Annotated in this window: 17 protein-coding genes; 11 read left to right on the forward strand and 6 right to left on the reverse strand. The window is 71.6% G+C overall.

The window, feature by feature from the left end; all coding sequences use genetic code 11:
- Positions 1-86 precede the first annotated feature (86 nt).
- Complete coding sequence (locus tag V6U86_RS01970; RefSeq protein ID WP_334497686.1) at positions 87-5,549, reverse strand: ATP-binding protein; 5,463 nt, start codon at positions 5,547-5,549, stop codon at positions 87-89.
- Between the two features lie 722 nt (positions 5,550-6,271).
- Here V6U86_RS01970 and V6U86_RS01975 point away from each other — a divergent pair.
- Positions 6,272-7,006, forward strand: coding sequence for a cellulose binding domain-containing protein (locus V6U86_RS01975; RefSeq protein WP_334497688.1), 735 nt, complete (start codon positions 6,272-6,274; stop codon positions 7,004-7,006).
- A 56-nt stretch (positions 7,007-7,062) separates the two neighbouring features.
- Here the strand turns inward: V6U86_RS01975 and V6U86_RS01980 are convergent, their stop codons facing one another.
- Positions 7,063-7,860, reverse strand: coding sequence for an SAM-dependent methyltransferase (locus V6U86_RS01980; RefSeq protein WP_334497690.1), 798 nt, complete (start codon positions 7,858-7,860; stop codon positions 7,063-7,065).
- Positions 7,861-8,230: 370 nt separating this feature from the next.
- Between V6U86_RS01980 and V6U86_RS01985 the strand changes: the two genes are divergently transcribed.
- The 10 genes from V6U86_RS01985 to V6U86_RS02030 all read left to right on the forward strand — a co-directional run bounded on the left by V6U86_RS01985 (position 8,231) and on the right by V6U86_RS02030 (position 19,927).
- On the forward strand, positions 8,231-9,085 hold the full coding sequence (locus V6U86_RS01985) for a DUF1684 domain-containing protein (RefSeq protein WP_334497692.1): 855 nt from the start codon (positions 8,231-8,233) through the stop codon (positions 9,083-9,085).
- 30 nt (positions 9,086-9,115) lie between these two features.
- Complete coding sequence (locus V6U86_RS01990) at positions 9,116-9,649, forward strand: flavin reductase family protein (protein WP_334497694.1); 534 nt, start codon at positions 9,116-9,118, stop codon at positions 9,647-9,649.
- 372 nt (positions 9,650-10,021) lie between these two features.
- Complete coding sequence (locus V6U86_RS01995; RefSeq protein WP_334497696.1) at positions 10,022-11,665, forward strand: ABC transporter substrate-binding protein; 1,644 nt, start codon at positions 10,022-10,024, stop codon at positions 11,663-11,665.
- Between the two features lies 1 nt (position 11,666).
- Positions 11,667-12,602 carry an ABC transporter permease gene (locus V6U86_RS02000; RefSeq protein WP_334497698.1) on the forward strand — a complete coding sequence of 312 codons (936 nt, stop codon included), beginning with the start codon at positions 11,667-11,669 and terminating at the stop codon, positions 12,600-12,602.
- A gap of 5 nt (positions 12,603-12,607) precedes the next feature.
- Positions 12,608-13,498 carry an ABC transporter permease gene (locus tag V6U86_RS02005; RefSeq protein ID WP_334497700.1) on the forward strand — a complete coding sequence of 297 codons (891 nt, stop codon included), beginning with the start codon at positions 12,608-12,610 and terminating at the stop codon, positions 13,496-13,498.
- Positions 13,498-15,141, forward strand: a complete 1,644-nt coding sequence (locus V6U86_RS02010) for an ABC transporter ATP-binding protein (protein ID WP_334497702.1) — start codon at positions 13,498-13,500, stop codon at positions 15,139-15,141. Before V6U86_RS02005 ends, V6U86_RS02010 begins: the two co-directional genes overlap by 1 nt.
- Positions 15,138-16,346, forward strand: a complete 1,209-nt coding sequence (locus V6U86_RS02015) for an LLM class flavin-dependent oxidoreductase (RefSeq protein ID WP_334497704.1) — start codon at positions 15,138-15,140, stop codon at positions 16,344-16,346. The genes V6U86_RS02010 and V6U86_RS02015 overlap by 4 nt, the downstream gene beginning before the upstream one ends.
- 15 nt (positions 16,347-16,361) lie before the next feature.
- Complete coding sequence (locus V6U86_RS02020; protein WP_334497706.1) at positions 16,362-17,717, forward strand: NtaA/DmoA family FMN-dependent monooxygenase; 1,356 nt, start codon at positions 16,362-16,364, stop codon at positions 17,715-17,717.
- On the forward strand, positions 17,714-18,781 hold the full coding sequence (locus V6U86_RS02025; RefSeq protein WP_334497708.1) for an LLM class flavin-dependent oxidoreductase: 1,068 nt from the start codon (positions 17,714-17,716) through the stop codon (positions 18,779-18,781). Before V6U86_RS02020 ends, V6U86_RS02025 begins: the two co-directional genes overlap by 4 nt.
- An 18-nt stretch (positions 18,782-18,799) precedes the next feature.
- Positions 18,800-19,927, forward strand: coding sequence for an LLM class flavin-dependent oxidoreductase (locus V6U86_RS02030; RefSeq protein WP_334497710.1), 1,128 nt, complete (start codon positions 18,800-18,802; stop codon positions 19,925-19,927).
- 12 nt (positions 19,928-19,939) lie between these two features.
- On the opposite strand, the gene V6U86_RS02035 is transcribed toward V6U86_RS02030, so the two are convergent.
- From V6U86_RS02035 to V6U86_RS02050, 4 genes are all read right to left on the reverse strand, one after another.
- The gene (locus V6U86_RS02035; RefSeq protein ID WP_334497712.1) at positions 19,940-21,058 is read right to left on the reverse strand and encodes a sulfite oxidase; all 1,119 of its coding nucleotides are present in this window, start codon (positions 21,056-21,058) and stop codon (positions 19,940-19,942) included.
- Between the two features lie 112 nt (positions 21,059-21,170).
- Positions 21,171-21,827 carry a response regulator transcription factor gene (locus tag V6U86_RS02040; RefSeq protein ID WP_334497714.1) on the reverse strand — a complete coding sequence of 219 codons (657 nt, stop codon included), beginning with the start codon at positions 21,825-21,827 and terminating at the stop codon, positions 21,171-21,173.
- Entirely contained in the window at positions 21,824-23,119 is a 1,296-nt protein-coding gene (locus tag V6U86_RS02045; RefSeq protein WP_334497716.1) for a sensor histidine kinase, read from the reverse strand. The genes V6U86_RS02040 and V6U86_RS02045 overlap by 4 nt, the downstream gene beginning before the upstream one ends.
- A gap of 42 nt (positions 23,120-23,161) precedes the next feature.
- A complete protein-coding gene (locus tag V6U86_RS02050; protein WP_334497718.1) occupies positions 23,162-25,189 on the reverse strand; it encodes a serine hydrolase domain-containing protein in 2,028 nt (675 codons plus the stop codon).
- Between the last annotated feature and the right edge of the window lie 142 nt (positions 25,190-25,331).

The following is a 25,331-nucleotide window of genomic DNA, read 5'->3' on the forward strand; positions in this document are numbered from 1 at the left end:
GCGAGGGCACGGTACGACACCTGAACGGGGCGGGCCCGGTTCCTCGACGTCCAGGAACCGGGCCCGCCCCGCTTGCTCTCGGTGAGTCACCCCAGGCGGGCCTCGATGGCCTCGATGATGCGCGGACGCAGCTCGGCGGCGCGGATGACGGCGTCCACCGAGCCGACCTCGACGGCGCGGTGGATGTTGTGCACCCGGTCGAACTCCGCGGCCACCTCGCTGAGCTTCTCCGCGCGCACCGACGAACGCTGCTCGTCGAGCTCCGCGGTCAGCGCGGCGCGTTCGGTGCCGGTCGCGGCGGCGGTGCGGGCCTCCAGGTCCCGCACCCGCGGGTCGGCGGCCGTACGGGCGTTGACGTCGGCGGTGAACACCACCGCGGCGGCGGGTGCGCCACCGAGCACCGAGGCGAACGAGCCCTCCAGCGCCAGCACCGTCATGTTCGGGTTCAACGCCTTCGAGAACACCACGAACGCACCGCCGTGGTAGCGCGAGATCACGCAGAAGACGATGGGCCCCCGGAAGTTCACGATCGCCCGGCCGATCTCGGCGCCGTACTCCAGTTGCAGCTTGCGCATCGACTCCGGTGAGCCGTCGAAGCCGGACAGGTTCGCCAGCACGACGAGCGGCCGGTTGCCGCTGGCCGCGTTGATCGCCCGCGCGGCCTTCTTCGACGAGCGCGGGAACAGCGTGCCCGCCGTGTAGGTGTCCGGACCGTCGGTGGGCGGAAAGCCGTGGCGCGGCACGGACCGGGACTCGATGCCGAGAAGGCAGACCGGGATGCCACCGAGGTGGACGTCCTGCACGACCGCGGTGTCCGCGTCCGCCATGCCGGCCCAGCGCTCCAGCACCGGGTGGTCCTGGTCGGAGAGGGCCCGCATCACCGTACGGATGTCGAACGGCTTCTTGCGGTCCGGGTTGGCCTCGGCGGAGAAGATCTCCCCGACGGTGGCGAAGGCGCTGCCCGCCACGTCGTGCGGGAAGTGGGAGATGTCCCGGTCGGCCGGGTCGGTGGTGACCGCCCGCCGGGGCGCGTCCTCGCCGGGTGCGACGTACGTGTGGTCGTAGTGCGCCATCACCACGTCCCGTGCGGCCGTCAGGTTCGGCGCCCAGTACTGCGCCTGCCCGTTCGGCCCCATCACCCGGTCGTAGCCGCCGATGCCGAAGTTGTCCTCAGCCGACACACCACCGGAGAAGTCGAGCGACTGCTTACCGGTGAGCACCATCGCCGAGTCGGGCGTCATCACCAGGATGCCCTTGGTGTGCATGAGCATCGTCGCCTCGGCGTTCCAGTACGGCTGCGCGCCGACGTTGATGCCCGCCACCACGATGTTGATCTCACCGCCGGCCTGGGTGAACTCGACGATCCGCTTGAGCGCCGCGGCCACCCAGTCCATGTTCTCCGTGCCGGAGGTCATCGAGATACGGGCACCGGCCGACAGCGCCCACCACTCCAGCGGCACCTGCATCCGCTCGGCCAGGTCGAGTGCGGCGATCACGCGCCGGCACTCCGGCTCCGACAGGGCACCCAGCGACTTCGTCGGGTCGCCGAGCAGCACCACCCGGGTGACACCCTGCGGGTAGCGCTCGGTCGCGGTGGTGACCACCCCGGCGACGATCGCGGCCCTGTTGCGCCCCTTCGGCCGATCCACCGGCACCAGCACGTGGTCGTCGTTGAGGTCGTACTCGACGAAGTCACCGAGCCGGCCGGTCAGCTCGTACGGGTAGACGGTGTTGCGGCTGCTGGCCCGCAGCACCTTGAGCCGGTACTCGTCGAGCGGCTCGATCGGCTCGACCGGCGGCTCCCCGACGGCCAGCTCGGCGCCGCCCGCCGCGTCGAACGAGATCCGTACGGCGATCTTCGTCAGTTCGCCGGTCCGGCGGTCGCGCTGCCGCGCGATGAAGAGGATCTCCTCCAGGCCGGCGCCCGCGGTCGTCGGGCGGACCCGCCCGGCGATCATCTCCATCTCCTCGCGGGTCAGCTCGCTCGGTGGCCACACGTAGACCACGATGCGGTTGGTGTTGAACCGCGTCTTCGACGGCCGGCGCGACTGGGCGCGGCGGATCGAGTCGAGGCAGGCGGCGATGGCGTCCTCGGTGGTCGGCAGCGCGACCAGGCGGCCGTCCTGCTCGCGAAGCTCGGTCAGGTCCCGCACCTGCGCGAACGCGACGAGGCGCTCGTCGGCACGGTTCTCCCGGGCCACGCACTGGAAGAGGTAGACCTCCTCGTCCGACGACGGCAGCCGGGTCAGGTCGAACTTGTGCAGCCGCTCCAACTGCATCCGCTGCGCGATGTACGGGTGCAGCCCGCGGATCAGCCGGTCCTCGGTCAGCTGGGCGCCCGACGGGCGGAAGGTGAAGTGGTGGTGCATCACCGCCCCGCCGCGACCCGCCACGGTGGTGGTCACCCGACGGACCTGGGGCGGCAGCGGGTGCGCGGCGACGACCTCGGCCAGCGCCGCCGCCATCGCGTCGAAGTCCTCCGGCTGGTTCTCCCAGCCGAGGTAGATGTCGGCGTCCACGGCGTCCTCGCCGGTGGTCAGCTCGACCAACCCGCGCAGGGCGCTGCCCAGCGCGTCGAAGCGCACAGCGGCGGAGACCACGCTCGAGTCGGCGCGTTCGGCGACCACGAACGTGCAGCCCGCGACCTCGCGGGTACGCACGCTGGTGAGCGCGCGGTTGCCGTAGTACCGCCGGGTCAGCACCTCCAACATCACCGCGTTGTCGAGGTGGTCGCGAACGAGCCGTTGGCCGAGCAGCCGGACCAGGGGCTCGGTGCTGCGTACCATCTCGGCGATGCGTTCGGCGCGGTCCGGCGCGTCCGGGTGCGCGTCCAGGTGCCGCAGGTGCCCACGGACCTCGGCGTAGACGCGGGCGCGGTTGCGGCGCAGCAGTGGCTGGGCGAACCAGGCGAACACCACGCCCCGGGCGAGGTCCGCGACCGCGGGGAAGCGGACCTGCGTCGCGGCGATCAGCCGCTCCAGGGCGAGGCCGGCCGGCTCGCGCAGTGTCTCGTCCGGCGGGGTCTCCCGCAGCCAGGCGCGCAGCAGCGCCGCGATGACCTGCGCGTCGGCGGAGGCGCGCTGCTGGGCGAGGAAGATCCGGAAGACGGCCGCTTCGAGGGCGGGGGTGCGATCCAGGTCGGTGACGCCGTACCGGCTGAGCGCCTTGCCGAGCTTGGTCTGGAAGGCGTCCGGCAGCCCGGCCCGCTCGACGTCGAGACTCTGCAGGTAGGTGTGGAAGTACTCCCGGGCACTGTGTACGTGGGCGGCGCCGCCGTCCTCGCCCGTCGGCCGGTTGCGGCTCAGTTCGGCGAGGTCGGCGAACACCTCGATGAGGTCGAGTTCGGCGGCCAGAGTGGGCTGACCCGCCTCGATGGCCGCTCGCCGCGCGGTGAGGTAGCCGTCGAGCACCCGGCTGTCGTCGTGCGGGTCGACGTCGAAGCCGAGCAGCAGACCCCGAAGGTCCTCCTGACCGCGTCGGCTGCGCTGGGCCGCCGGAACGTCCTCGGCGGCGGTGGGCAGGTCCAGTTCGACGGTCTCGGTGCTCGGGTCGTCCGCGGTCTCCTCGGCATCGTCCGCGAGCGGCTCCAGGCGCAGCAGCGGCGCACCCGCCTCCACCTGGCTGCCCACCGAGACGGCGCACTCCTTGAGCCGCGCCTTGAACGGCGCCCGCAGCACCGTCTCCATCTTCATCGCTTCCAGCACCAGGACCGGCGCGCCCGCCTCGACCTCCGCGCCGACCTCCAGTGGCGTGGCGACGACAAGCGCGGGCATCGGGGAGCGCAGGACACCGCCCTCGTCCCGGCTGACCCGGTGCGTCACGCCGTCCACCTCGACCAGGTGGGTGGGCCCGTACGTGCCGGTGAGCAGGCGGTACCGGATGCCGTTGACGACGATCTGACCGGTGTGCCGGTCGAAGCGGTCGAGTTCGACGTCGGCGGTGCGCACGACCGCACCGGTCTCGATGCCGACGCGGAAGCGGTGCGCGCCGACGCGGGCCACCCGGGTGCGGTAACCGACGCCGCGCAGCTTGAGGTCCAACGGTCGGCCGCTGGCGTGCTGCACCTGCGGGCGTCCGCCGGCCGCCGTCGACAGCAGTCGCTGCCGCTCGACGCGCTCCTCCTCCTCGTACGACTCGATGGCGGCGGCCGCCAGGGCGACCGCGGAGTGGCGGTGCGTGACGAGCCGGCCCTCGCTGCGGACGCGGTCGATCCAGCCGGTGTCCGCGCTGGCGTCGATCACCTCGGGCTGGTCGAGCAGGTCGAGCACGAAGCTCTTGTTCGTCGCCCCACCTTCGATGATCACCGTGGTGTTCGCCATGGCCCGGCGCAGCTTGCCGAGCGCCTCGTCGCGGTCGCGGCCGTACGCGATGATCTTCGCGATCATCGAGTCGAAGTCGGCCGGGATGGTGTCGCCCTCGCTGACGCCGGTGTCCACCCGGATGCCCGGGCCACTGGGCAGGTCCAGCCGGGCGATGCGGCCGGGCGACGGCGCGAAGTCGCGGTCGGGGTCCTCGGCGTTGAGCCGCGCCTCGATGGCGTGCCCGCGCTCGGCCGGCGGCGCACCTTCGAGCCGTCCGCCGGAGGCGACGTGCAGCTGTGCCTTGACCAGGTCGAACCCGGTGGTCAGCTCGGTGATCGGGTGCTCGACCTGGAGCCGGGTGTTGACCTCGAGGAACGCGAACAACCGGTCACCGGGGTGGTAGAGGAACTCGACTGTCGCCGCGCCGCGGTAACCGACAGCCACGGCCAGCCGCTCGGCCGACGTCTTCAGCTCGGCGGCCTGCGCCGGGTCGAGCACCGGTGACGCCGACTCCTCGATGACCTTCTGGTTGCGTCGCTGCACCGAGCAGTCGCGGACGCCGAGCGCCCACGCGGTGCCCTGCCCGTCGGCGATCACCTGGACCTCGACGTGTCGGGCGCCGGTGACCAGGCGCTCCAGGAACACGATGCCGCTGCCGAACGCCCGTGCCGCCTCCTGGCTGGTGCGCTCGTACGCGTCGACCAGCTCGGCCTCGTTCCTGATCACGCGGATGCCGCGCCCGCCACCGCCGGCGGTCGCCTTCAGCATCAGCGGGTAGCCGATCTCGGCCGCCGCCGACTGGGCGGCGGCGAGGGTTTCGACGGCACCGCGGCTCCACGGCGCGACCGGCACGCCGACCTTCTCCGCGATCAGCTTCGAGCCAATCTTGTCGCCGAGCTGGCGCATGGCGTCCGCGCTCGGTCCGACGAAGGTGACGCCGATCTTCTCGCACAGCTCGGCGAACGCCGGATCCTCGGCGACGAAGCCCCAGCCGACCCATGCGGCGTCGGCCCCGGTCTCGGTCAGCGCACGCTCCAGCACCGCCAGGTTGAGGTACGGGCGGGCGGATGCCGGGCCGAGGTCGTAGGCGATGTCCGCTTCGCGAACGAATGTGGCGTTGCGGTCGACATCGGTGTAGAGAGCCACGGTTTCGAGCTGGATGCCGGTCTCCGCGGCCAACTCGCGGACCGCGTGGATGAGCCGCATGGCGGCTTCACCACGGTTGACGATGGCGACACGGTTGAACACCCGAAAGACCCCTTAGCTAGACCTCGACCTGCATGCTGCGAGACGACGGCTCCCCGCAGTGATCACCTTTCCGGGTGGCGACGGCCAGCGCTATGGCGCAACCACCGAACCAACCGTCGCTCAGTTGTAGGAAGTGCACAAAACTTTTTGGCGCCCCCGGGGACCGCGTCGGCCTCCACCGACCCGCCTCGGCAGTTGATCAAGACGGTGCGGGCGGTTCACGTCCACAGCCTCCCGTGTTCACCCCCGAATGATCGGCTGGCCAGGAAGATCATCGCCGGTCCGGTCGACCGCCGGCCCGGCTCCACCATCCCGGCCCAGGCCAGGAACAGGAAGGGAGCGGCAACGAGGTCACTGCACCTCGGACGCCCACGTCTGGCGCTGCTGCTCGCGGCGGGGCTCACCACGCTCGTGACGCCGGCCGGCGTCGCCCACGCCGCCACGGTACCCGCAACGGGCACCCCGAGAAGAACAGGGCCTCCCTGGACCTGTTGCACCCCGACGCGGCTTTTGGGACCAGCTTGTATCGATGTGCGTCGACTGCCATGCTGTGGTTCGGTCGTGCTCGGGGAGCCAGCGCGCACCAGATCTCCTCCGGTCCACGGGGCGCACGAGGTGGCCACGCCGCCCGTGCCGGGCAGCCCTCGTCGGCGGCCGGAAACCCGAGCGCGGCACCGGCTACCACCTCGGTCATCGGTGCCCCGGTAACCACGGAGGTACCGATGCTTCGCATGTTCCTCGCTGTCACGACCATGGCGCTCACCGTCTGGACCGGAACGATCAACGGCGCCGAGGCGACACCGGCCCCCGCCCTGTCGGCCACGCCGTCGCCGTCACCGACCATCACCTGCCCACCGGCTCTGCCGATCAGCGCGAGCGTCGCCGGGGTCACCGCCACGAGCGTGACCATCTCGTACTCGATCTTCTTCCGCCCGCCCTGCGGCTACGACCCGCCGATGACCGTCAGCCTCTTCGTCAGCCGGGAGGACGCCCAACAGTGGCGGGAGCCGGTGGCCGAGGCCGTCTCCGGGCCGGAGCGCAGCGGCACTGTGACAATCGATGGCCTGAGGCCCGACACCGAGTACTGGTACCGGTTCAGCGACCCCGACGGCAAGCGGGATCCGTACCTGATCGGATCGGCCCGGACCGCCCCGCTGACCTCGTGCCGGGCGACCGCCACGGTCGACGCCCACTGGGGCAACGGTTTCGTCGCCACGGTCACGGTCCGCAACACCGGGACGCAATCGCTGGACCGCTGGCGCGTCTCCTGGCGATGGTCCGGTGACGAGCGGATCCAGGCGGTCTGGGGTGGCGTGGCCGAGACCGTCGGCGCCGACGTCACGGTCCGCAACGCCCCCTACAACGGGACGCTGGCGCTGGACGGGGCGACGACGTTCGGCCTGCTCGTGGCGACCAGCGTCGTGCCCGACGCCCTGACCCTGACCTGCGAGCGGTGAACGACGTCCGCCCCGCTCCGGCGCGACGGCGGGAGCGGGGCGGACGTCAGGCGCGGTCAGGGCTTGCGGGCCACGGCCCCGTAGGCGTCGATCCCGACGGCGTCATCGTCTTCCGGTCGCCACAGCGGGATCGGCACCAGGCCCGGCTCCACCATGGTCAACCCGTCGAAGCAACTCGCCAGCTCCTCCGGGCTGCGCAGGATGTACGGAACTCCGCCGCTCTGCGCCAGCCGGTCGGCACCGGCGACCACCGCCGGGCTGGTGTTGGTGCCGTCCCAGAGCACGAGGTGGCTGCCGGAGGGCATCGCGTCCATCGTGCGCCCGACGATCGAACGCACCACATTCAGGTCGGGTTCGTAGCCCATCACGCCCATGTACATCACGGCGATGGGCTGGTCGAAGTCGAGCGTCTGCGCCGCCTCGGCGAGGATCTTCTCCGGGTCGTGGTAGTCGGCCGGAACGTAGGTGGTGACACCCTCCGACGTCGTGCTGGCCAGCAACGCCCGAGCGTGCACCAGCACCATCGGGTCGTTGTCCACGTAGACGATCCGCGCGTCGGGTGCGATGCCCTGCGCGACCGCGTGCGTGTTCTGCATGCTGGGCAGGCCGGTGCCGATGTCCAGGAACTGCCGGATGCCCGCCTCGGCCGCGAGGTGGCGCACGGCCCGTACCAGGAACACCCGCGACTGCTGCGCCATCAGGACGATCTCCGGGTAGACCTCGGCGACGGCGTCGCCGGCAGCCCGGTCGGACTGGAAGTTGTCCTTGCCGCCCATCCAGTAGTTCCAGATTCGTGCCGCGTGCGGCACGTCGGGTTGAAGCTTCGCGGCGAGTTCGGGGTCCGGGCCGGCCATGCCTGGCTCCTATCGAGGGGTCGTCAGCTGGAGGTCCACCACAGCGGTACGAGCGGGATCGTACTCCGGCGATGTCCACTGTCGAATGGCGGTTGGCATCGTCGGCCCCGAAGGGCTTGAAATCCTACCTTGTTGGTAGGAAAATCGACCGCATGCTGCCCGTACGGTTGTTCACCTCCCGCCGGGTCGTCGACCTGATGCGGGTCGCCGCGCAGCTCTGTCCCGGCGAGCCCATCCGGGCCTGAACGGGCCGTACCGGCCCTCGCCTGCTCGGTACCCCGGCACCGCTGACCTCGTCGCCGCCGCGCGTTCCCGACCGGTCTCCCCGTGACCCGCCAGTGCAGAGTTCACCTCGCCGAGAGGATCCGTCTTGAGTATTGATGCCGCACCGTCCACCGCCGCGGATTCCCGGCGCGAGCTCACGGAAGACTGGCAGGAGTGGCATCGGCGCCACGAGGAGACTCGGGCCGACCCACACGGCTTCCTCGCCGTCACCAGTCTGCACTGGCTCACCGCGGTGCCGCGGCGGTTCCCCGACCTGCCGGGGGAGTGGCACACCGGCACGGGCGGGCCGGTGGTCGCTCTCGCCGACGACGAGGTGTTCGTGCTCGACGGCCGGCGGGTTCGGGGTCGCCACGAGTTCGGGCCGATCGCCGAGCGTGCCGGCGTCACCGTGGGTATCGACGGTGGCGTACTGGAGGTGGCCCGCCGGGGCGGGCACGACATCCTCCGCCCTCGACGCCCGGACCACCCGCTGCGCCTCGGCTACCGGGGCACCCCGACGTACCCGCCGCACCCGCGCTGGGTCGTGAGTGGACGGTACGTACCGTTCGACAGTCCGCGGCCGACCACCGTCGGTGCGGCGGTGGAAGGGCTCGAGCACGTTTATGACGCACCCGGTCGGATCGAGTTCGCCGTCGACGGGTTGCCGCTGAACCTGACCGCGTTCGACGGCGGGAGGCCGGGGAGCCTGTCGGTGCTGTTCACCGACAGCACGTCAGGCGTCACCACCTATCCGGCCAACCGGTCACTGGCGATCGACCCGCCGGACGAGCAGGGCCGGGTGACGCTCGACTTCAACCGGGCTGTCAACCTGCCGTGCGCGTACACCGACCTCGCGACCTGCCCGTTGCCCCCGGCGGAGAACCGGCTGCCGATCGCCGTCGAGGCCGGCGAGAAGACCCCGTACGAGCGGCTGGCGGACCCTTCCACCGACCGTCGATAGGCCAGCGGACCAACCCTCGGGAGGATCGTTATGACCCAGTCCACCGACGCCCCGATCGACGCCGACAGCGACGCGCTGCGGACCTTGCTGCGCCACCAGGCCAGCACCGTCACGGTGGTCACCGCCCCCGGTTCGCCGGCGGTCGGCTTCACCGCCACCTCGTTCACCTCGGTGTCGCTGGCCCCGCCGATCGTCTCGTTCTGCCTGAACCTCGGGTCATCGAGCTGGTCCGCGGTGGCCCGTGCCCGGCACGTGGCCGTGCACCTGCTTGCCCACCATCAGCAGGATCTGGCCCGGACCTTCGCGACCAGTGGCATCGACCGGTTCGCGGCGCCCACCCGCTGGCAGTCCGGTCCGCAGGGGGTGCCGATCCTCGACGACACCCTGGCCTGGCTGCTCTGTCGGGTCGTAGACCGGGTGACCGTCGGCGACCACGCCGTGGTCTTGGCCGAGCCGGAGGTGCTCCGGCACGCCGACGTCGGCTCGCCCCTGCTGTACCACCGGGGGCGCTACGCCGGGCTCGCTGGCGACCAGCCCGGGGTGGCCCGCCGTCCGGCCGCCTGAGCGACACAATCCCTGCAAACCCTATAGGTCTAGTGGGTTATGCGTCAACGGATCGACGTCATCCCGTGCGATAGCCGACATCCAGCGACGGATTCGTTGACACCACCCACGCGCTGGAGGTGGACTCGGTCTCATGTCCAGCGAGCTGCGGCTGACGATCCGCGGCCACATCGACTTCGGTCGGGTGTGGTCGAGTTCCTGTCTGGCCTGACCCGGCACCCTCGCCCGTAGCCCGGCCCGCCGCAACGGCCCGCCGGGGTGGGGCGCACCGCCGCGCCACCGCCGCACCCGACACCCTCACCGGCCCACGCCCATGCGTCGAGCCGGGTGTCGGCATACCCGCTTCCGCCTGCCTGGACAGGAGATCTCACCATGCCCGCGAACCGTCTGCGAACCCTGGCCGCCGCCGCGCTCGCCCCATTGCTCGCCGTCGTTGCCGGCTGCTCCACCGGCGCCGCCCCGGCCGCGGAGGCGGCCGGACAGCCCCGCTCCGACGGCACCCTCACCTGGGCCGTGGAGACCGAGCCGGTCACCCTCAACCCACACCAGTACGCCCAGGCCAAGGCCCGCCTGTTGGTCTGGAACACCTTCGAGTCGCTGCTTACCTACGACCAGCAGGGCAAACTGGTGCCCTGGCTGGCGACCGGCTGGACGGTCACGCCGGACGGGCTGTCCTACACCTTGACGCTGCGTGACCGGGTCACGTTCTCCGACGGCACACCCTTCGACTCGGCCGCCGTCAAGGCCAACATCGACAAGCTCCGCGAACCCGGGTACGCGCCGGCCGTCGCCGCCGTCCAACTACGCAACCTCAAGGCCGTCGAGGCGGCCGACCCGCGCACCGTCCGGCTCCTCCTGAGCGCACCGGACGTGCTCATCCTCGACTTCCTCGCCTCCCCGCAGGGCGCGCAGATCGCCCCGACGTCGCTCAAGCAGGCGAAGAACCTGAAGGCCGGTGGCATCGACGTGGTCGGCACCGGGCCGTTCGTGCTGGACCGCTACGTCCCCGGTCAGGAGTTGCACTATCGGCGCAACGCCAGGTACGACTGGGCACCGCCCACCGCGACGCACACCGGCCCGGCCCACCTCGACGGGATCACCTATCGGTTCCTCAAGGAGTCGGCGGTACGCGTCGGCGCGCTCACGTCGCGCCAGGTGCAGCTCATCGAGGGGGTGCCGGCCACCGATCAGCCGCTGATCAGCGGAGACCGGACGCTACGCCTGAGCCGCGAGCTCAACTCCGGCTCTGCCTACTCCTACTACTTCAACACCTCCCGTGCGCCCTTCGACGACCTGCGGATCCGGCAGGCGTTCCGGGAGGCCGTCGACGTCGACACCGTCCTGAAGTCCGTCTACCGAGACACCGCCACCCGCGCCTGGAGCGTGATCAGCCCATCCAGCCCGCTGTACGACAAGCGCCTCGAAGACCGCTACAGCGGCGACACCGCCAAGGCGAACAGCCTGCTCGACCAGGCTGGTTGGGCTTCCCGCGACAACGACGGCTACCGGGTGAAGGCCGGCAAGCGGCTCACCGTACGGCTCGTGCAGTCCGCGCCCTTCGTCCGGGACCGCCGCGATGTCCTGGCCCAGGCCGTACAGGCCGCCGTCAAGCAGAGCGCCGGCATCGACCTCAAGGTGTCGCTGGTCGACCAGGGCACCGCGACCGACGCGTTCCAACGCAACGAGTACGAGGTCTTCGACAACTCGCGCGCCGATACCGACGCCGGCGCCGCGCTCAACCTACTGCTGCACTCGAAGGGCGGCATCAACCGCACCCACGTCGACGATCCGCGGATCGACCAGCTCCTGGAGGCCGGTCAAGCCGCCGCCGACCCGACGAAGCGCGCCGGCATCTACGCCGACCTGCAACAGCAGGTCGTCGCCGAACAGGCTCTGCTGCTGCCGCTGTACGCCCCGGCAGACCAGATCGCCGCCAGCACCGGCGTCGGCGGGGTGCGCTTCGAGCCCACCGCCGGCGTTCCCGCCAGCGCGTACGACCTGTGGATCGGCAAGTGACATGAGCCGCCCTTCCGTACGTGCCGTGGCCCGCCGACTCGGCGCCGGCCTCGTCGTCCTCTGGGTCGCGGCCACCGCCGCCTACCTGGCGCTGCTGGCCGCCCCCGGCGACACCGTGGACAACATCGTCGGAGACGGCGCCGACACCCCGCAGATCCGTGCCGAGATCATCGCCGAGTGGGGCCTGGAGCGGCCGGCCGTCGTGCAGTACCTCGACTACCTCCGGCGGCTCGGCGGCGGTGACCTCGGCCGCTCGTACCTGTTGCAGCGCCCCGTCGCCGAGGTGATCGGGGAACAACTCGCCCCCACTCTCACCCTTGCGGTCGCCGCCGCCGGGCTCGGGGTGCTGCTCGCCCTGCTCATCGCGGTGGCCACCGCAGGGGACCGGCGACCGTGGCTGCGCCGGGTCAGCTCCGGCACCGAACTGCTGTTGGTCTCCACCCCGCCGTTCCTGATCGGGCTCCTGTTGCTCAGCGTGCTGTCGTTTCGGTTCGGGCTCTTCCCGGTCTCCGGCGACCGGGGGATCGCCGCGTTGGTGCTCCCCGCCGTCACCCTCGCGCTGCCCATCGCCGGGCTGCTGGCCCAGGTGCTGCGTGACGGCATCGACAAGGCCCTCGACGAGCCGTTCGTGCTCACCGCCCGTGCCAGAGGCGTACGGGAACGGACGGTGTTGGTGCGTCACGCGTTGCGGCACGCACTCCTGCCGGCGGTCACCCTGGCCGGCTGGCTCTTCGGCATCCTGCTGGGCGGCGCCGTGATCGTCGAGCAGGTCTTCGGTCGCCCTGGCCTCGGCCAGGTCACCCTCACCGCGGTCACCGCCCGGGACATGCCGGTGGTGCTGGCCGTGGTCACCCTCTCGGCTGCCGTCTACGTCGTGGTCAACACCGCAGCCGACCTGGCGTACCTGCTGGTCGACCCGCGTCTGCGAAGGAGCTGACCCCGATGACCGTCACAGTGGGCCCCCCGCTCACCGAAACCCCCACGCGGGTCCTCGCCGACCCGTCGGAACCGGCAGTACGCCGACGGTCCCGGCCGCGACCCGGCCTGCTCGCTGCCGAGGTGTACCTGATTCTGCTGGTGGTCGCCGCGGTTTGGCCGGCGGCGCTCACCCCCGGCGACCCGCTCGCGGCCGATCCGCTGGCCGTGCTGAGCCCGCCCGGTCCCGGGCACTGGTTCGGCACCGACCACCTCGGTCGCGACGTTCTGACGCGGGTGGTGCACGGCGCCGGGCACTCGCTCACCATAGGTGTCGCCGCCACCGCGCTCGCGGTGGTCGGCGGGGTGCTGCTCGGCCTGCTCGCCGGCCTCACGCACCGGGTCGCCGACGAGGCGCTGAGCCGCACGTTCGACGCGCTGTCGGCATTCCCCATGCTCCTGCTGGCCCTGCTGTTCATCACCATCGCCGGCCCCGGCACCGCGAGCCTGATCGTCGCCATCGGCATCGCCACCCTGCCGCACCACGCCCGCGTGGTCCGTGGTCAGACACTTGTCGTCCGCGGCTCCGGCTATGTCGAGCAGGCCATCACCTTCGGACAGTCCCGGCCCCGGCTGGTGCTGCGGCACGTACTGCCCAATGTGGTCGGCCCGGTGCCCGTGCTCGCGGTGATCGGGCTCGGTGAGGCGATTCTGGCCGCCGCCGGGCTGAGCTTCCTCGGCATGGGCCCACAGCCGCCGTCGCCGGAGTGGGGCGCGATGCTCTCCGAGGGACGCAACTATCTCCAGGTCGCCTGGTGGATCAGCATCCTGCCGGGCCTGGCGGTCACCGCCACCGTGGTGTCGCTGACCGTCGTCGGCCGTCACTGGCAGGCACGTTTCGACGGGCGGTGGCGCTGATGGCTCCCCTGGTCACGGTCGAGGACCTGCACGTCGACTTCGACACCCCGACCGGCCGGGTGGCCGCGGTACGCGGGATCAGCTTCACCGTCGAGCGTGGCGAGTGCGTGGCCGTCGTCGGGGAGTCCGGCTCCGGCAAGAGCGTCACCGCTCGTACCCTGCTCGGTCTCGCCGGCCCGAGCGCGCGAGTCCGCGCCGCCCGGCTCGAACTGGCCGACCGGGACGTACGGGGACACCGGCCACGGGACTGGCGGCGGGTCCGTGGCCGCCTCGCCGGGCTGGTCTCGCAGGACGCGCTGGTCTCCCTCGACCCGTTGCGCACCGTGGGCGCCGAGATCGGTGAGGTGCTCACCACCCACGAGATCGTCCGTCGGCGGGAACGAGCCGGGCGGGTCAGCCACCTGCTCGACGAGGTCCACCTACCGGATCCGCAGCGCCGGGCCCGCCAGTACCCGCACCAGCTCTCCGGCGGGCTGCGGCAGCGAGCGCTGATCGCCTCGGCGATCGCCGGGGAGCCGGTCCTGCTGATCGCCGACGAGCCGACCACCGCGCTGGACGTCACCGTGCAGGCACAGATCCTGCGGCTGCTCGCCGAGCGACGCGCCGCCGGGGTGAGTCTGCTGCTGATCAGTCACGATCTGGCGGTCGTCGCCCAGGTCGCCGACCGGGTCCTGGTGCTGCGCGACGGTCGGATCGTCGAGCATGGCCCCACCGACCGGCTGCTGCGGGCACCGGCGCACCCGTACACCCGGCAGTTGCTCGCCGCGGTGCCCTCAGCGATCTCGCGGGGCCGCCGGCTCGCCGGGCCCGCGCGGGCCGGGGACGTCCGGGCGACGTTGCCCGCCCGGCCCGAGGTCCGCGCCGACGACACCGTGCTCGACGTGGGCGGCCTCACCAAGAGGTACGGCGAGCACACAGTCGTGCGAGACGTCTCCTTCACCATCGCCCGGGGCGAGACGCTCGGACTGGTGGGAGAATCCGGCTCCGGTAAGAGCACAGTGGCCCGCATCGTCGCCGGTCTGCTCGATGCCGACGCGGGCACCGTCACCTTCGAGGAGAGGCCGTGGGTCGGCGTGGCGGAGCGGGCCCGCCGCCCGCTGCGGCGCAGGTTGCAGCTGATCTCGCAGGACCCGCTGAGCTCCTTCGACCCGCGCTACACCGTCGGGCGGGTCGTCGCGGAAAACCTCGGCCCTGACGTCGGCCGCGCGGACCGCCGCGATCACGTGGTCGACCTGCTGCGTCGCGTCGGTCTCGGCGCGGACCTGCTCGACCGGCATCCCCGGCAGCTCTCGGGCGGGCAGCGGCAGCGCGTCGCCATCGCCCGCGCCATCGCTCCCCGACCGAGTCTGATCATCTGTGACGAACCGGTCTCCGCCCTCGACGTCTCCGTGCAGGCCCAGGTCCTCGACCTGCTGGCCGAGCTGCGCGCCACCGACGGCACCGCCCTGCTCTTCATCTCCCACGACCTGGGCGTGGTGCACCACCTCAGCGACCGGGTGCTGGTCATGCACCAGGGCACGGTGGTCGAGCAGGGCCCGGTCGGCGACGTCTTCACCTACCCCCGACACGACTACACGCGATCCCTGCTGAACGCGCTGCCGACGCTGGTCACCGCCGGCCGACCGGAGGAGAGAAACCCATGACCGAGAAGAGTCTGCACCTGGCCGTGGCCCTCGACGGCCTCGGCTGGCACCCCTCCGCCTGGCGGCTCTCGCACGCCGACGCGACCGCGCCGCTGACCGCCCGCTACTGGAACACCCTCGCCGGCGAGGCCGAACATGCCGCACTGGACCTGCTCACCATCGAGGACACCCTCGACCTCCAGTCGTCGCGTCCCGACGGCCCGGACGACCGTGTCGACGAGGTCCGGGGCCGCCTCGACGCGGTGCAGATCGCGGCCCGGCTCGCCCCGCTGACCCGGCACATCGGGCTGATCCCGACCACCAGCACCACCCACACCGAGCCCTTCCACGTCTCCACTGCGATAGCCACCCTCGACCACATCAGTGCTGGGCGGGCCGGTTGGCGGCCCCGGGTCTCCGCGCGCAGGGCCGAGGCCGGGCACTTGGGCCGCCGTGACATTCCGGCACTGGACCTGGCCCGGCTCGACGAACCGGCAGCCGTGCAGGTCGTCGGCGACCTCTTCGCCGAAGCCGGTGACGCGGTGGAGGTGGTCCGCAGGCTCTGGGACAGCTGGCAGGACGACGCCGTGATCCGGGACGTGCCGACCGGCCGTTTCGTCGACCGGGAGCGGCTGCACTACGTCGACTTCACCGGCCGGTGGTTCTCCGTCAGGGGTCCATCCATCGTGCCCCGGTCCCCGCAGGGGCAACCGGTCGTCGCCGCGCTCGCGCACTCGTCGGTGCCGTACGCGTTCGCCGCCCGGCACGCCGACATCGTCTTCGTCACCCCGACCGACCCCGGCCACGCCGCCGCGATCGTGGCCGAGGTACGGGCGGCCGAGGAGACCGTCGGTCGGGCCGACGCGCCGCTGCGCGTCATCGCCGACCTGGTCGTGCTGCTCGACGAGACGTCGACGCTGGCCCGGCACCGTCGGACCCGCCTCGACGAGCTGCACGGCAACGAGTTCACGTCAGACGCGACGATCGTCACCGGTACCCCTGGCGAGCTGGCCGACCTGCTCGCCGAGTGGCGCCGCGCCGGCGTGGACGGCTTCCGGCTGCGGCCCGCCGTGCTCCCGGACGACCTGACCGCGGTCACCCGGGCACTGGTGCCCGCACTGCGGGACCGGGGCCTGTTCCGCGCCGGCTATCCAGGCGGGACGCTGCGCGATCTGCTCGGCCTGCCCCGACCGGCCAGCCGCTACGCCGCCGCGTCGACCACCTGACTACTGGAGATCATCATGCCCAAGCAGATCATCCTGGCCGCGCACTTCCCCGGCGTGAACAACACCACCGTCTGGAGTGACCCCGACTCCGGCAGCCAGATCGACTTTTCGTCCTTCGTCCACCTGGCCCGCACCGCCGAGCGCGGCACGTTCGACTTCCTCTTCCTCGCCGAAGGGCTGCGGCTGCGCGAGCAGCGGGGCCGCATCCACGACCTGGATGTGGTCGGACGACCGGACACCTTGACCGTGCTCGCCGCCCTCGCGGCGGTCACCACCCACCTGGGCCTGGCCGGCACCCTCAACACCACGTTCCGGGAGCCGTATGAGCTGGCCCGGCAGTTGGCCAGCCTCGACCACCTCTCCGGCGGGCGGGCCGCCTGGAACGTCGTCACCACCTCCGACGCGTTCACCGGGGAGAACTTCCGCCGGGGCGGCTACCTCGACCGCGCGCTGCGCTACGAGCGGGCCGCCGAGTTCGTGCGTACCGCGCGGAGGTTGTGGGAGTCGTGGCCGGCGGAGGCGATCGCGGGCGATCGGGACGGAGGCCGGTACGTCACCGAGGCCGCGCCCGGCGCCTTCGCCCACCACGGCGACCAGTTCGACATCGCGGGTCACTTCACGGTGCCGCGCAGCCCGCAGGTGCACCCGGTGATCCTCCAAGCCGGCGACTCGCCCGACGGTCGCGAGTTCGCCGCGTCCAGCGCCGATGCGATCTTCTCCCGGCACGGCACCCTGGAGGACGGCCAGGAGTTCTACCGGGACGTGAAGTCCCGGCTCGCCCGGTACGGCCGCCAACCCGACGATCTGAAAATCATCCCCGGTGTCACATTCGTGCTCGGTGACACCGACGCCGAGGCGCAGGAACGCGCCCACCACATCCGCCGGCAGCAGGTCAGCCCTCAGACCGCGATCTTGCTGCTGGAACAGCTCTGGAACCGGGACCTGTCCGGGTACGACCCGGACGGCCCGCTGCCCACCGAGGACCCGGACGTCTCCGGCGACGCGATCAGCCGCGGCCGGGCCGGAATGTATGCCGACCCGGTCGACACCGCCCGGCAGTGGCGGGCCCTCGCCGAGGAGAAGGGGCTGGGCATCCGGGACCTGATCATCGAGGTCACCGGCCGGCAGTCCTTCGTCGGCACGCCCCAGCAGGTCGCCGAGCGGATGAACCACTTCGTGCAGTCGGACGCCGCCGACGGGTTCATCCTGGTCCCGCACCTGACCCCGGGTGGGCTCGACGACTTCGTCGACCGGGTCGTCCCGTTGCTTCAGGAACGTGGCGTCTTTCGCACCGAGTACGCCGGCACCACCCTGCGCGACCACCTGGGCCTCCGCGCTGCACGGCCGGTCAGCCAGGTCGGTGCGGCGTGAAGTTCCTACTGATAACGCTCATCACCCACCTGCCCGACCCGGTCACCGGCCAGCGGCGGAGCACCACCGAGCGGTTCCGGGAGGTGGTCGACACGGCAGTCCTGGCCGAAGAGCTCGGGTTCGACGGGTACGGCGTCGGCGAACGGCATGAGCGCCCGTTCATCTCATCGTCGCCGCCGGTGGTGCTGAGCCACATCGCGGCCCGCACCTCCACCATCCGGCTGTTCACCGCGGTCACCACGCTCAGCCTGCTCGACCCCGTCCGCGCCTACGAGGACTACGCCACCCTCGACCACCTGTCCGGCGGCCGACTCGAACTGATCATCGGTAAGGGCAACGGTGCCGCTCAGGCGCAACTGTTCCACGTCACCGCCGAGGACCAGTGGGACCGCAACCGGGAGGGCTACGAGCTGTTCCGTCGACTCTGGCGCGAGGAGAAGGTCACCTGGTCCGGGACGTACCGGCCGTCGTTGACCGAGGCCGAGACCTGGCCGCGCCCGCTGCAGCAGCCCATCCGGGTCTGGCACGGCAGCGCCACCAGCCGGGACTCCGTCGACCTCGCCGCCCGGTACGGCGACCCGATCTTCTCCGCCAACGTCACCAACCCCATCGAGCCGTACGCCGAACTCATCCGCCACTACCGGGAACGGTGGGTGCACTACGGGCACGACCCGGCCGACGCCCTCGTCGGCGCGGGCACCGCCGGCTTCCATGTGGCCCGCACCTCGCAGGAGGCGATCGAGCGGTACCGGCCGATCTTCGACGCCCGCTTGGCCACTTTCCGGCGGCTCGGCGTGCCACCGGTCTTCGACACCCTGGAGGACGCCCTGGAGCGCAGCTCGATCCTGGTCGGCAGCCCGCAGCAGCTCGTCGACAAGGTCCTGCGCTATCACGACCAGTTCGGCCACGAGGTCATCCACCTGCAGGCCGACCACGACGGGCTGACCGACAAGCAGCACCGGGAGAGCCTGGAGTTGTTCCAGGCCGAGGTGGCGCCGGTGCTGCGCCGGGAAATCCCCAGCCGTCCCTTCCATCCGCCGGTGACCACAGTCGCCACGGCCTGACCAGAAACGGTGACCACCATGACCTCCACGCCCTTGTCCATCCTCGACCTCTCACCGGTGCCCGCCGGCGGCACCGTCACCGACGCCCTGCGCAACACCGTCGACCTGGCCCGGCGGGCGGAGCAGGCCGGCTACCACCGCTACTGGCTGGCCGAGCACCACCTTGCCGCCGGTGTCGCCAGCTCGGCGCCGGCCGTGCTCATCGGGCAGGTCGCCGCGGCCACCAGTGTGATCCGCGTCGGCTCCGGAGCTGTCCAGGTCGGTCACCGCACCGCCCTGTCGGTCGTCGAGGAGTTCGGCACCCTCGCCGCGCTGCACCCCGGCCGCATAGACCTCGGGCTCGGCCGCTCCGGTCAGCGGCGCGTCGAAGCCGCCCGGGAGATCACCGCGCCCACCCCGCCGCAGGTCGAGGCTGCCCGGGTGGTCGACGGACTGCTGATTCCATCGCCGTTCTCCTACGCTCAGGTGCTCGCCTCACCGCGCTTCGCCCTGACCAACGCCCTGCTGCACCAACCGGGCGCCCAGCCACCGCCCTTCGCCGAACAGGTGGCCGACGTGCTGGCCCTGCTGCGCGGCGACTACACCGACGCCGACGGTCTGGACGCACACGCCGTACCGGGGGAGGGCACCGGCATTCAGGTATGGCTGCTGGGCAGCAGCGGAGGGGAGAGCGCACAACTCGCCGGTGCGCTCGGGCTGCCCTTCGCCGCCAACTACCACGTCAGCCCCTCCTCCGTACTCGACGCGGTCGCCGCCTACCGTGCCGCGTTCCGACCCTCGACCGCGCTCACCGAGCCGTACGTGGTGGTCTCCGCCGACGTGGTCGTCGGCGAGACCGACGCCGCCGCCCGCCGGCTTGCCGCACCGTACGGGCCGTGGGTGCGCAGCATCCGCACCGGCGACGGCGCGATCCCGTTCCCGAGCCCGGAACAGGTCGCCGTGCTGCCCTGGACCGACGAAGACCGCCTGCTGGTCGCCGACCGGGTGGACACCCAGTTCGTCGGATCAGCAGGGACGGTCGTCGAGCGGCTGCGCACCCTGCGGGACGTCACCGCCGCCGACGAGCTGCTCGTCACCACGATCACTCACGCCCACACCGACCGGGTCAGCTCCTACGAGCTGCTGGCCAAGGAGTGGAACGAGTGATCCGGGTGCGTGTCAGTACACCGTCACCGGGTGCCGGACGACACCGTCGAACAGGTACCCGAGCGCGTTGGGACGGGCCTCGTCCGGTTGGCTGGCCCCGGTGACGTCGGTGGCCCTGGCCCTCAGCGTCCATCGGCCGGGTCGCGGCGGACGCCAGAGCGTCGTCCAGCGCTGCCAGACAACGCCCTCGTCGTCCGGGTCGAGGTCGGCGGGGTGCCAGGTCACCCCGTCGTCGGTGCTGATGTCGACCGAGCGGATCGGGCCGTTGCCGGACCAGGACCGGCCGGTGATCAGCAACTGGTCGCCGCTCGGGACGCGGACGTCCCACGGCAGCTCGAAGGCGCTCTTGACCACCGGGGTCGTCACGAACCTGCCGTCGACCGGATGGCCCGGTCCGAACAGCCGGTAGAAGCGGGTGCTCCACGGTGAGGACAGGGGTGTCGCGGAGACCTCCATCGGGCCGACCCATTTGATCGAGGAGACGCCGATCCACCCCGGCACCACGACCCGCACCGGGAAACCATGGTCGATCGGCAGCGTCTCCCCGTTCATCTCGTACGCCAGCAGCACGTCGTCGAGGGCCTTGCCGATCGGTATCGGGCGACGCACCCGGCCGAGGTTTTCCCCGTTGGTCAGGAAGTCCGGATCCAGGCCCTCGGGCTGCACGTCGACCGCGTGCTCGGTGAGGCCGGCGTGGCGCAGGACCGTCGACAGCCGTACGCCCCGCCAGCGCGCCACCCCCACCGCGCCGAGACCCCACGGCACCCCCGGTGCGGGGCGGCCCTGTTGGGAAGCGAGGAAGCGGCGGCCGTTGCCCGCGCACTCCAGTAGGGCCGCGGTCTCCGCGGCGGGCATGGCCCGCAGGTCGTCGTAGTCGAACTCGATCGCGTTGTCCCTGGTCGGCGCGCCCCGCAGGCCGGTGCCGAACAGGCGCAGACGCCACGTGTCCACGTCCAGCAGCGGACTGCGGGTGTGGTTGCGGACGAAGAACCGGTCGGTGGGGACCGCGAAGCCCTGCCCCGCCATGGCCTCCCAGCGCATCTCGGCGTTGCCGTCGCGGGGGGTGAGCAGCCCTGGGGGCAGCGGCTTGGCGATCGTCGCGTCCGTGCGGGACGGGAGGGAGAGCGTCACCGGTGTCCTCCCTGGGTGTCGTTTGTTGGCAAGTCCTATTGAATCAGTAGGACTTGCGGCCTGGCCAGCCTGGCCCCGCCCCACGTGTCGCGAGGTGGGTTCGGCGTCGTTGTCACCGTTGGACCACCCCGTTCTGGTACGCCCACACCACGGTCTGTAGCCGATCCCGTGCGCCGATCTTCGCCATGGCTCGCCCGAGGTGCGACTTGACAGTGCTGGTCTCGATGAAGAGCTGCTCGGCGATCTCGACGTTCGACAGACCCTGCGCGAGCAGTTCCACGATCTCGGTCTCCCGCGCGGTCAGTTGATGCGCCGCCGCAGCGTCGGAGCGGGGAGCGGGCGTACGCCTGGCGAACTCCGAGATCACCCGACGGGTGACGGCCTGGTCGACGAGCCCGTAGCCACTAGCGAGGCGACGGATCGCCTCGATCAGGTCCTCGGGCTCACAGTCCTTGAGGATGAACCCGCTGGCACCGGATTCCAACGCGCCGAAGACGTACTCGTCGAGGTCGAAGGTCGTCACGACCAGCACCGCCGGCGGCGTCCCGGGTGCCTCGGCGACGATCTGCCGGGTCGCGGTGAGCCCATCGCCGTGCGGCATCCGGACGTCCATGCAGATGACGTCCGGTTGCAGCCGGCGGGCCAGCTCGACCGCGGCGGATCCGCTCGACGCCTCGGCCACGACCTCGATCTCGCCGTCCTGCTCCAGGATGACGCGGAAGCCGGCGCGGACGACCGCCTGGTCGTCGACGAGCATCACTCTGATCATGCTGGGGCCTCTTCCTTCGCCCGCGTGGTGGCGGGACCGTTCGTCGGGAGTGTCGCGGTGACCGACCAGCCACCGGCGGCCGTCGGCCCGGCGGTGAACGTCGCCCCGATCAGCTGGGCGCGCTCGCGCATGCCCACCAGGCCGACGCCACCGGTGCGGGCCGCCGGTACGCCTCGCGGCGCGGCCGGGTCGTTCACCACCTCCAGCGACACCGAGCGGGGCTCGAAGCGGAGCACCACCCGCGCCGCAGCGCCCGGCGCATGCTGGCGGGCGTTGCTGAGCGACTCCTGCGCGATCCGGTAGAGCGCCACGTCGGCGATCGGCGGCACCTCGCGTTGCTCACCCTCCCGGACGAACTCCACCGGGCCGGCGAGGTTACCCGCGGTGCGCACGAGGTCGTCGAGCATGCCCAGCCCCGGCACCGGGGCGGCACCGTCGCCGCCCTCGTGCCCCGGCCTCCCGCGCAGCACACCGACGACCAGCCGCAGGTTGTCCAGGGTCTCCTTGCCCTGGCTCCGGATCCAGGCCACGCCGGCCTTCGCGGCCGCCGGGTCACGGTCGATCAGTCGCTCGACCGCCGCCGCCTGCACGACCATTCCGGAGAGGTGGTGGGCCGCCACGTCGTGCAACTCCCGGGCCATCCGGGAGCGCTCCGCGCCGATCGCCGCCTGGACCTTCGTGTGTTGCTCCCGGATCGCCTCGTCCGCGCGCACCCGGACCAACTCGACGTAGCGCCGGTAGGTGGCCAGGTAGCTGCCGACGACTGCCGCGCTGGCGTAGGTCAGGGCGCTCGCCGAGACGTACGCGACGGCCGTCAGCAGATCCGGGATCACCACGGCGGCCGCGCCGATCGACTCCACCGCCACGGCCGCGCCGACGGCGAGCAGCGCACGTCGGACCGGCAGCATCGAGCCGACGGTGTACGCCACCACGAACGGGGCGATGCCCCGGATGGTCGCCTCGGGCAGGGAGACGCCGATGATGGGCAGTTGGAGGCCGACGATGAGCGCGAGGCAGAGCAGCGGCCGGACCCGACGCAGGCACAGCAGCATCGCCTGCGCGCAGCAGACGGCGACGAGCAGCCAGGCCCGCGTCGGCGCGAACGACACCCCGTCCGCCGGTGCCACGAACCAGAACAGCACCGTGAGCAGTACGAAGGTCAGGACGGTCAGCGTCGCCGCCAGCAGGCAGTCCCGGGGGAACACTCCGTTCAGCCCGAGTCGGGTGAGCCGTCCGTCGAGCCACTTCGTCAGTCGGGGTGTGCCGGGTTCGGTGTCGGTGTGATCCCTCATGCGGTGCGCATCCTTGCTCCGGATCGTCCCGGGTCGGGCGGGTCAGTAGGAGATGCTAGGCGCGAGCAGGTGGAACTCCACGGCGAACCAACCCGCCCCGGCGAGAGCGAGCAGGATCAGGCCGCTGCCGGCGATCCGTCGCCAGCCGACGTGGCGTCGCACCTCGTCGACGAGCCGGACGGCGGCGGGCAGCACTCCGAGCAGGCCGACCAGTTGAAGCACCTGGATGGTGCGCAGGACAGCGTCGGGAACGTCCTGCAGGCCCAGGATGCTGCCGATGCTGAGCACCCAACCGGCGAACGCGAGCAGCGTGCCGGCGACGGCGAGGCGGCTCAGGATCCGCGCGGTACGCCCCGACCGCTCCCGGGGAGCGCGGCCGAGCCGACGCCGGACGATCGCGCCGACCGGCCAGGACAGGACGGTGAGGAGCAGCACCACGGTCGACAGGCCCAGCACCGGAACGGCCACCGAGGAGGCACGGGCGGGCTCGACGGGCAGCAACGCGAACGCGGAGTCGAAACTGATCGCCTCGACCCGGTCGTCGGTGGCCCGCATGGCGATGGTGCGCTGCCCGCCGACCTCGCGCCAGACCCAGGGCGCCACCTCCTCGTAACGGGCGGGGGAGTCGGAGAGCGGGCCCGGCTCGATCTGCAACCGGTCGCCGTCGGCGACGCTGACAGTCGTCCGACCGACCAGGCCGATCGCCGTGAGGAAGTTGCTCCTGATCGCCCGCGAGGACTCGTACGTGCCGGCCGCCAACGCGGCGTGCCTGGCCGTGGTCGCCGGGTCCACAGTGGTGGTCGACCGGTCGCCGGGGGCGGGGAAGTAGCGGTCGGCGAAGCCGTTCACGATCGACTCGCGAAGCTCGTTGCTGTCGAGGGCGCCGGAGCCGTTGCTGTTGAGGGACAGGAAGATGCCAGCCCGGTCGTCGGGGTAGATCTGCAGGTGGGAGTGGAAGTACTTGGTGTCGCCGCCGTGGCCGAGGATGCGGTGACCGTTGCGGTCCTCCGTGAAGAATCCGAGGGTCATCCGGGGTCCGTCGGCCAGCGTGCCCAGCGACGTCGAGTCGAGTGCCGGCCGCTGCATCAGCTCGCGGGTCGGTTGGTCCAGCAGAGGCGCGAAGCCCACCGGCTCGCCGAGCTGGGCGATCATGAACCGCGCCATGTCCGTCGCCGGGGCGCTCAGCGCACCGGGCGGGGGCGTGCCGACGATCTCGAACGGCGCGGCCGGCCCGGCGGACGTGTCGTACCCGTTGGACATCCGGTCGCGCAGCGCCGGTGGGAGCGGCTGTTCGAAGGTCGACGACGGCATGCCCGCGCGGTCCAGGACGTTGCGTTGGACGTACTCCTCGAAGCGCGTCCCGCTGACCCGTTCGACGATGTAACCGGCGAGCGCGTTGCTGTAGTTGGAGTACGCGGGGACGGTGCCCGGCTCGTAGATCTGCTCCGGTGGGTCGGTCACCAGGGCCTTGCGCAGGTCGACGTTGCCGCCGTCGGTGCCGATGAGGCCGGCGATCCGCTCCTCGAAGCCGGCGGTGTGCGTCAGCAGGTGCCGCAGGGTGACGGCCCGCTCGTAGTGGCGCGGCAGATCGAAGTCGAGGTACGTCTTGACGTCGGCGTCGAGGTCGAGTTTTCCGCTCTGCACGAGTTGCAGCACCGCGGTGGCGGTGACCAGCTTCGACACCGATCCCATCCGGAACAGGTGCCGGTCCGGGTCGACCGGCACGGCCGGGTCGCCGCCGGCACCGGTGTCGGCGTACCCGTACCCCCGGGTTGTGACGATCTTGCCGTCCTTCACGACGGCGACCGTGGCTCCCGCGATGCCGGTGCGGTCGAGCGCGGCCGGCAGCAGGCCGTCGAGCCAGGCGTTGACGTCGGTGTCGGTCAGGGCGGAAGCCGTCCCGCTCGCGGCGGCGGGTGCCGCCGGAGCGTGGATGGGCGGTGCGGGGTCGTGCTGGGGCGTGCCGCAGCCGGCAGAGCTCACGGCGAGGACGACCGCGGTCGCCAACACCGCGCCGAGCCGGACGGCAGGCCGGGGTGGGCGGGTGGGAAGAAGAGAAAGTGGACGCATCGCGGGCCCAAGCCTTTCCGGGCGAACGGGTGTCCGGAACAGGTCCGTGTGGCATCACCCGCTGCCCTGGAACAAGCCTCTTCGAGCGAGCGCCCCCAACCATCTGGCGCAGGACGGCAATGCGCCTACGACCTGAGGAGGA

The sequence above is a fragment of the Micromonospora sp. CPCC 205558 genome, from assembly GCF_036902955.1.
Taxonomy (GTDB): Bacteria; Actinomycetota; Actinomycetes; order Mycobacteriales; family Micromonosporaceae; genus Micromonospora.

What these genes read in the sequence shown, in the direction of transcription:
- V6U86_RS01975 (WP_334497688.1), top strand. Translation starts at nt 6,272, where the DNA reads ATGCTTCGCATGTTCCTCGCTGTCACGACCATGGCGCTCACCGTCTGG.
- V6U86_RS01980 (WP_334497690.1), bottom strand. Translation starts at nt 7,860, where the DNA reads ATGGCCGGCCCGGACCCCGAACTCGCCGCGAAGCTTCAACCCGACGTG.
- V6U86_RS01990 (WP_334497694.1), top strand. Translation starts at nt 9,116, where the DNA reads ATGACCCAGTCCACCGACGCCCCGATCGACGCCGACAGCGACGCGCTG.
- V6U86_RS01995 (WP_334497696.1), top strand. Translation starts at nt 10,022, where the DNA reads ATGCCCGCGAACCGTCTGCGAACCCTGGCCGCCGCCGCGCTCGCCCCA.
- V6U86_RS02000 (WP_334497698.1), top strand. Translation starts at nt 11,667, where the DNA reads ATGAGCCGCCCTTCCGTACGTGCCGTGGCCCGCCGACTCGGCGCCGGC.
- V6U86_RS02005 (WP_334497700.1), top strand. Translation starts at nt 12,608, where the DNA reads ATGACCGTCACAGTGGGCCCCCCGCTCACCGAAACCCCCACGCGGGTC.
- V6U86_RS02010 (WP_334497702.1), top strand. Translation starts at nt 13,498, where the DNA reads ATGGCTCCCCTGGTCACGGTCGAGGACCTGCACGTCGACTTCGACACC.
- V6U86_RS02015 (WP_334497704.1), top strand. Translation starts at nt 15,138, where the DNA reads ATGACCGAGAAGAGTCTGCACCTGGCCGTGGCCCTCGACGGCCTCGGC.
- V6U86_RS02020 (WP_334497706.1), top strand. Translation starts at nt 16,362, where the DNA reads ATGCCCAAGCAGATCATCCTGGCCGCGCACTTCCCCGGCGTGAACAAC.
- V6U86_RS02030 (WP_334497710.1), top strand. Translation starts at nt 18,800, where the DNA reads ATGACCTCCACGCCCTTGTCCATCCTCGACCTCTCACCGGTGCCCGCC.
- V6U86_RS02040 (WP_334497714.1), bottom strand. Translation starts at nt 21,827, where the DNA reads ATGATCAGAGTGATGCTCGTCGACGACCAGGCGGTCGTCCGCGCCGGC.
- V6U86_RS02045 (WP_334497716.1), bottom strand. Translation starts at nt 23,119, where the DNA reads ATGAGGGATCACACCGACACCGAACCCGGCACACCCCGACTGACGAAG.
- V6U86_RS02050 (WP_334497718.1), bottom strand. Translation starts at nt 25,189, where the DNA reads ATGCGTCCACTTTCTCTTCTTCCCACCCGCCCACCCCGGCCTGCCGTC.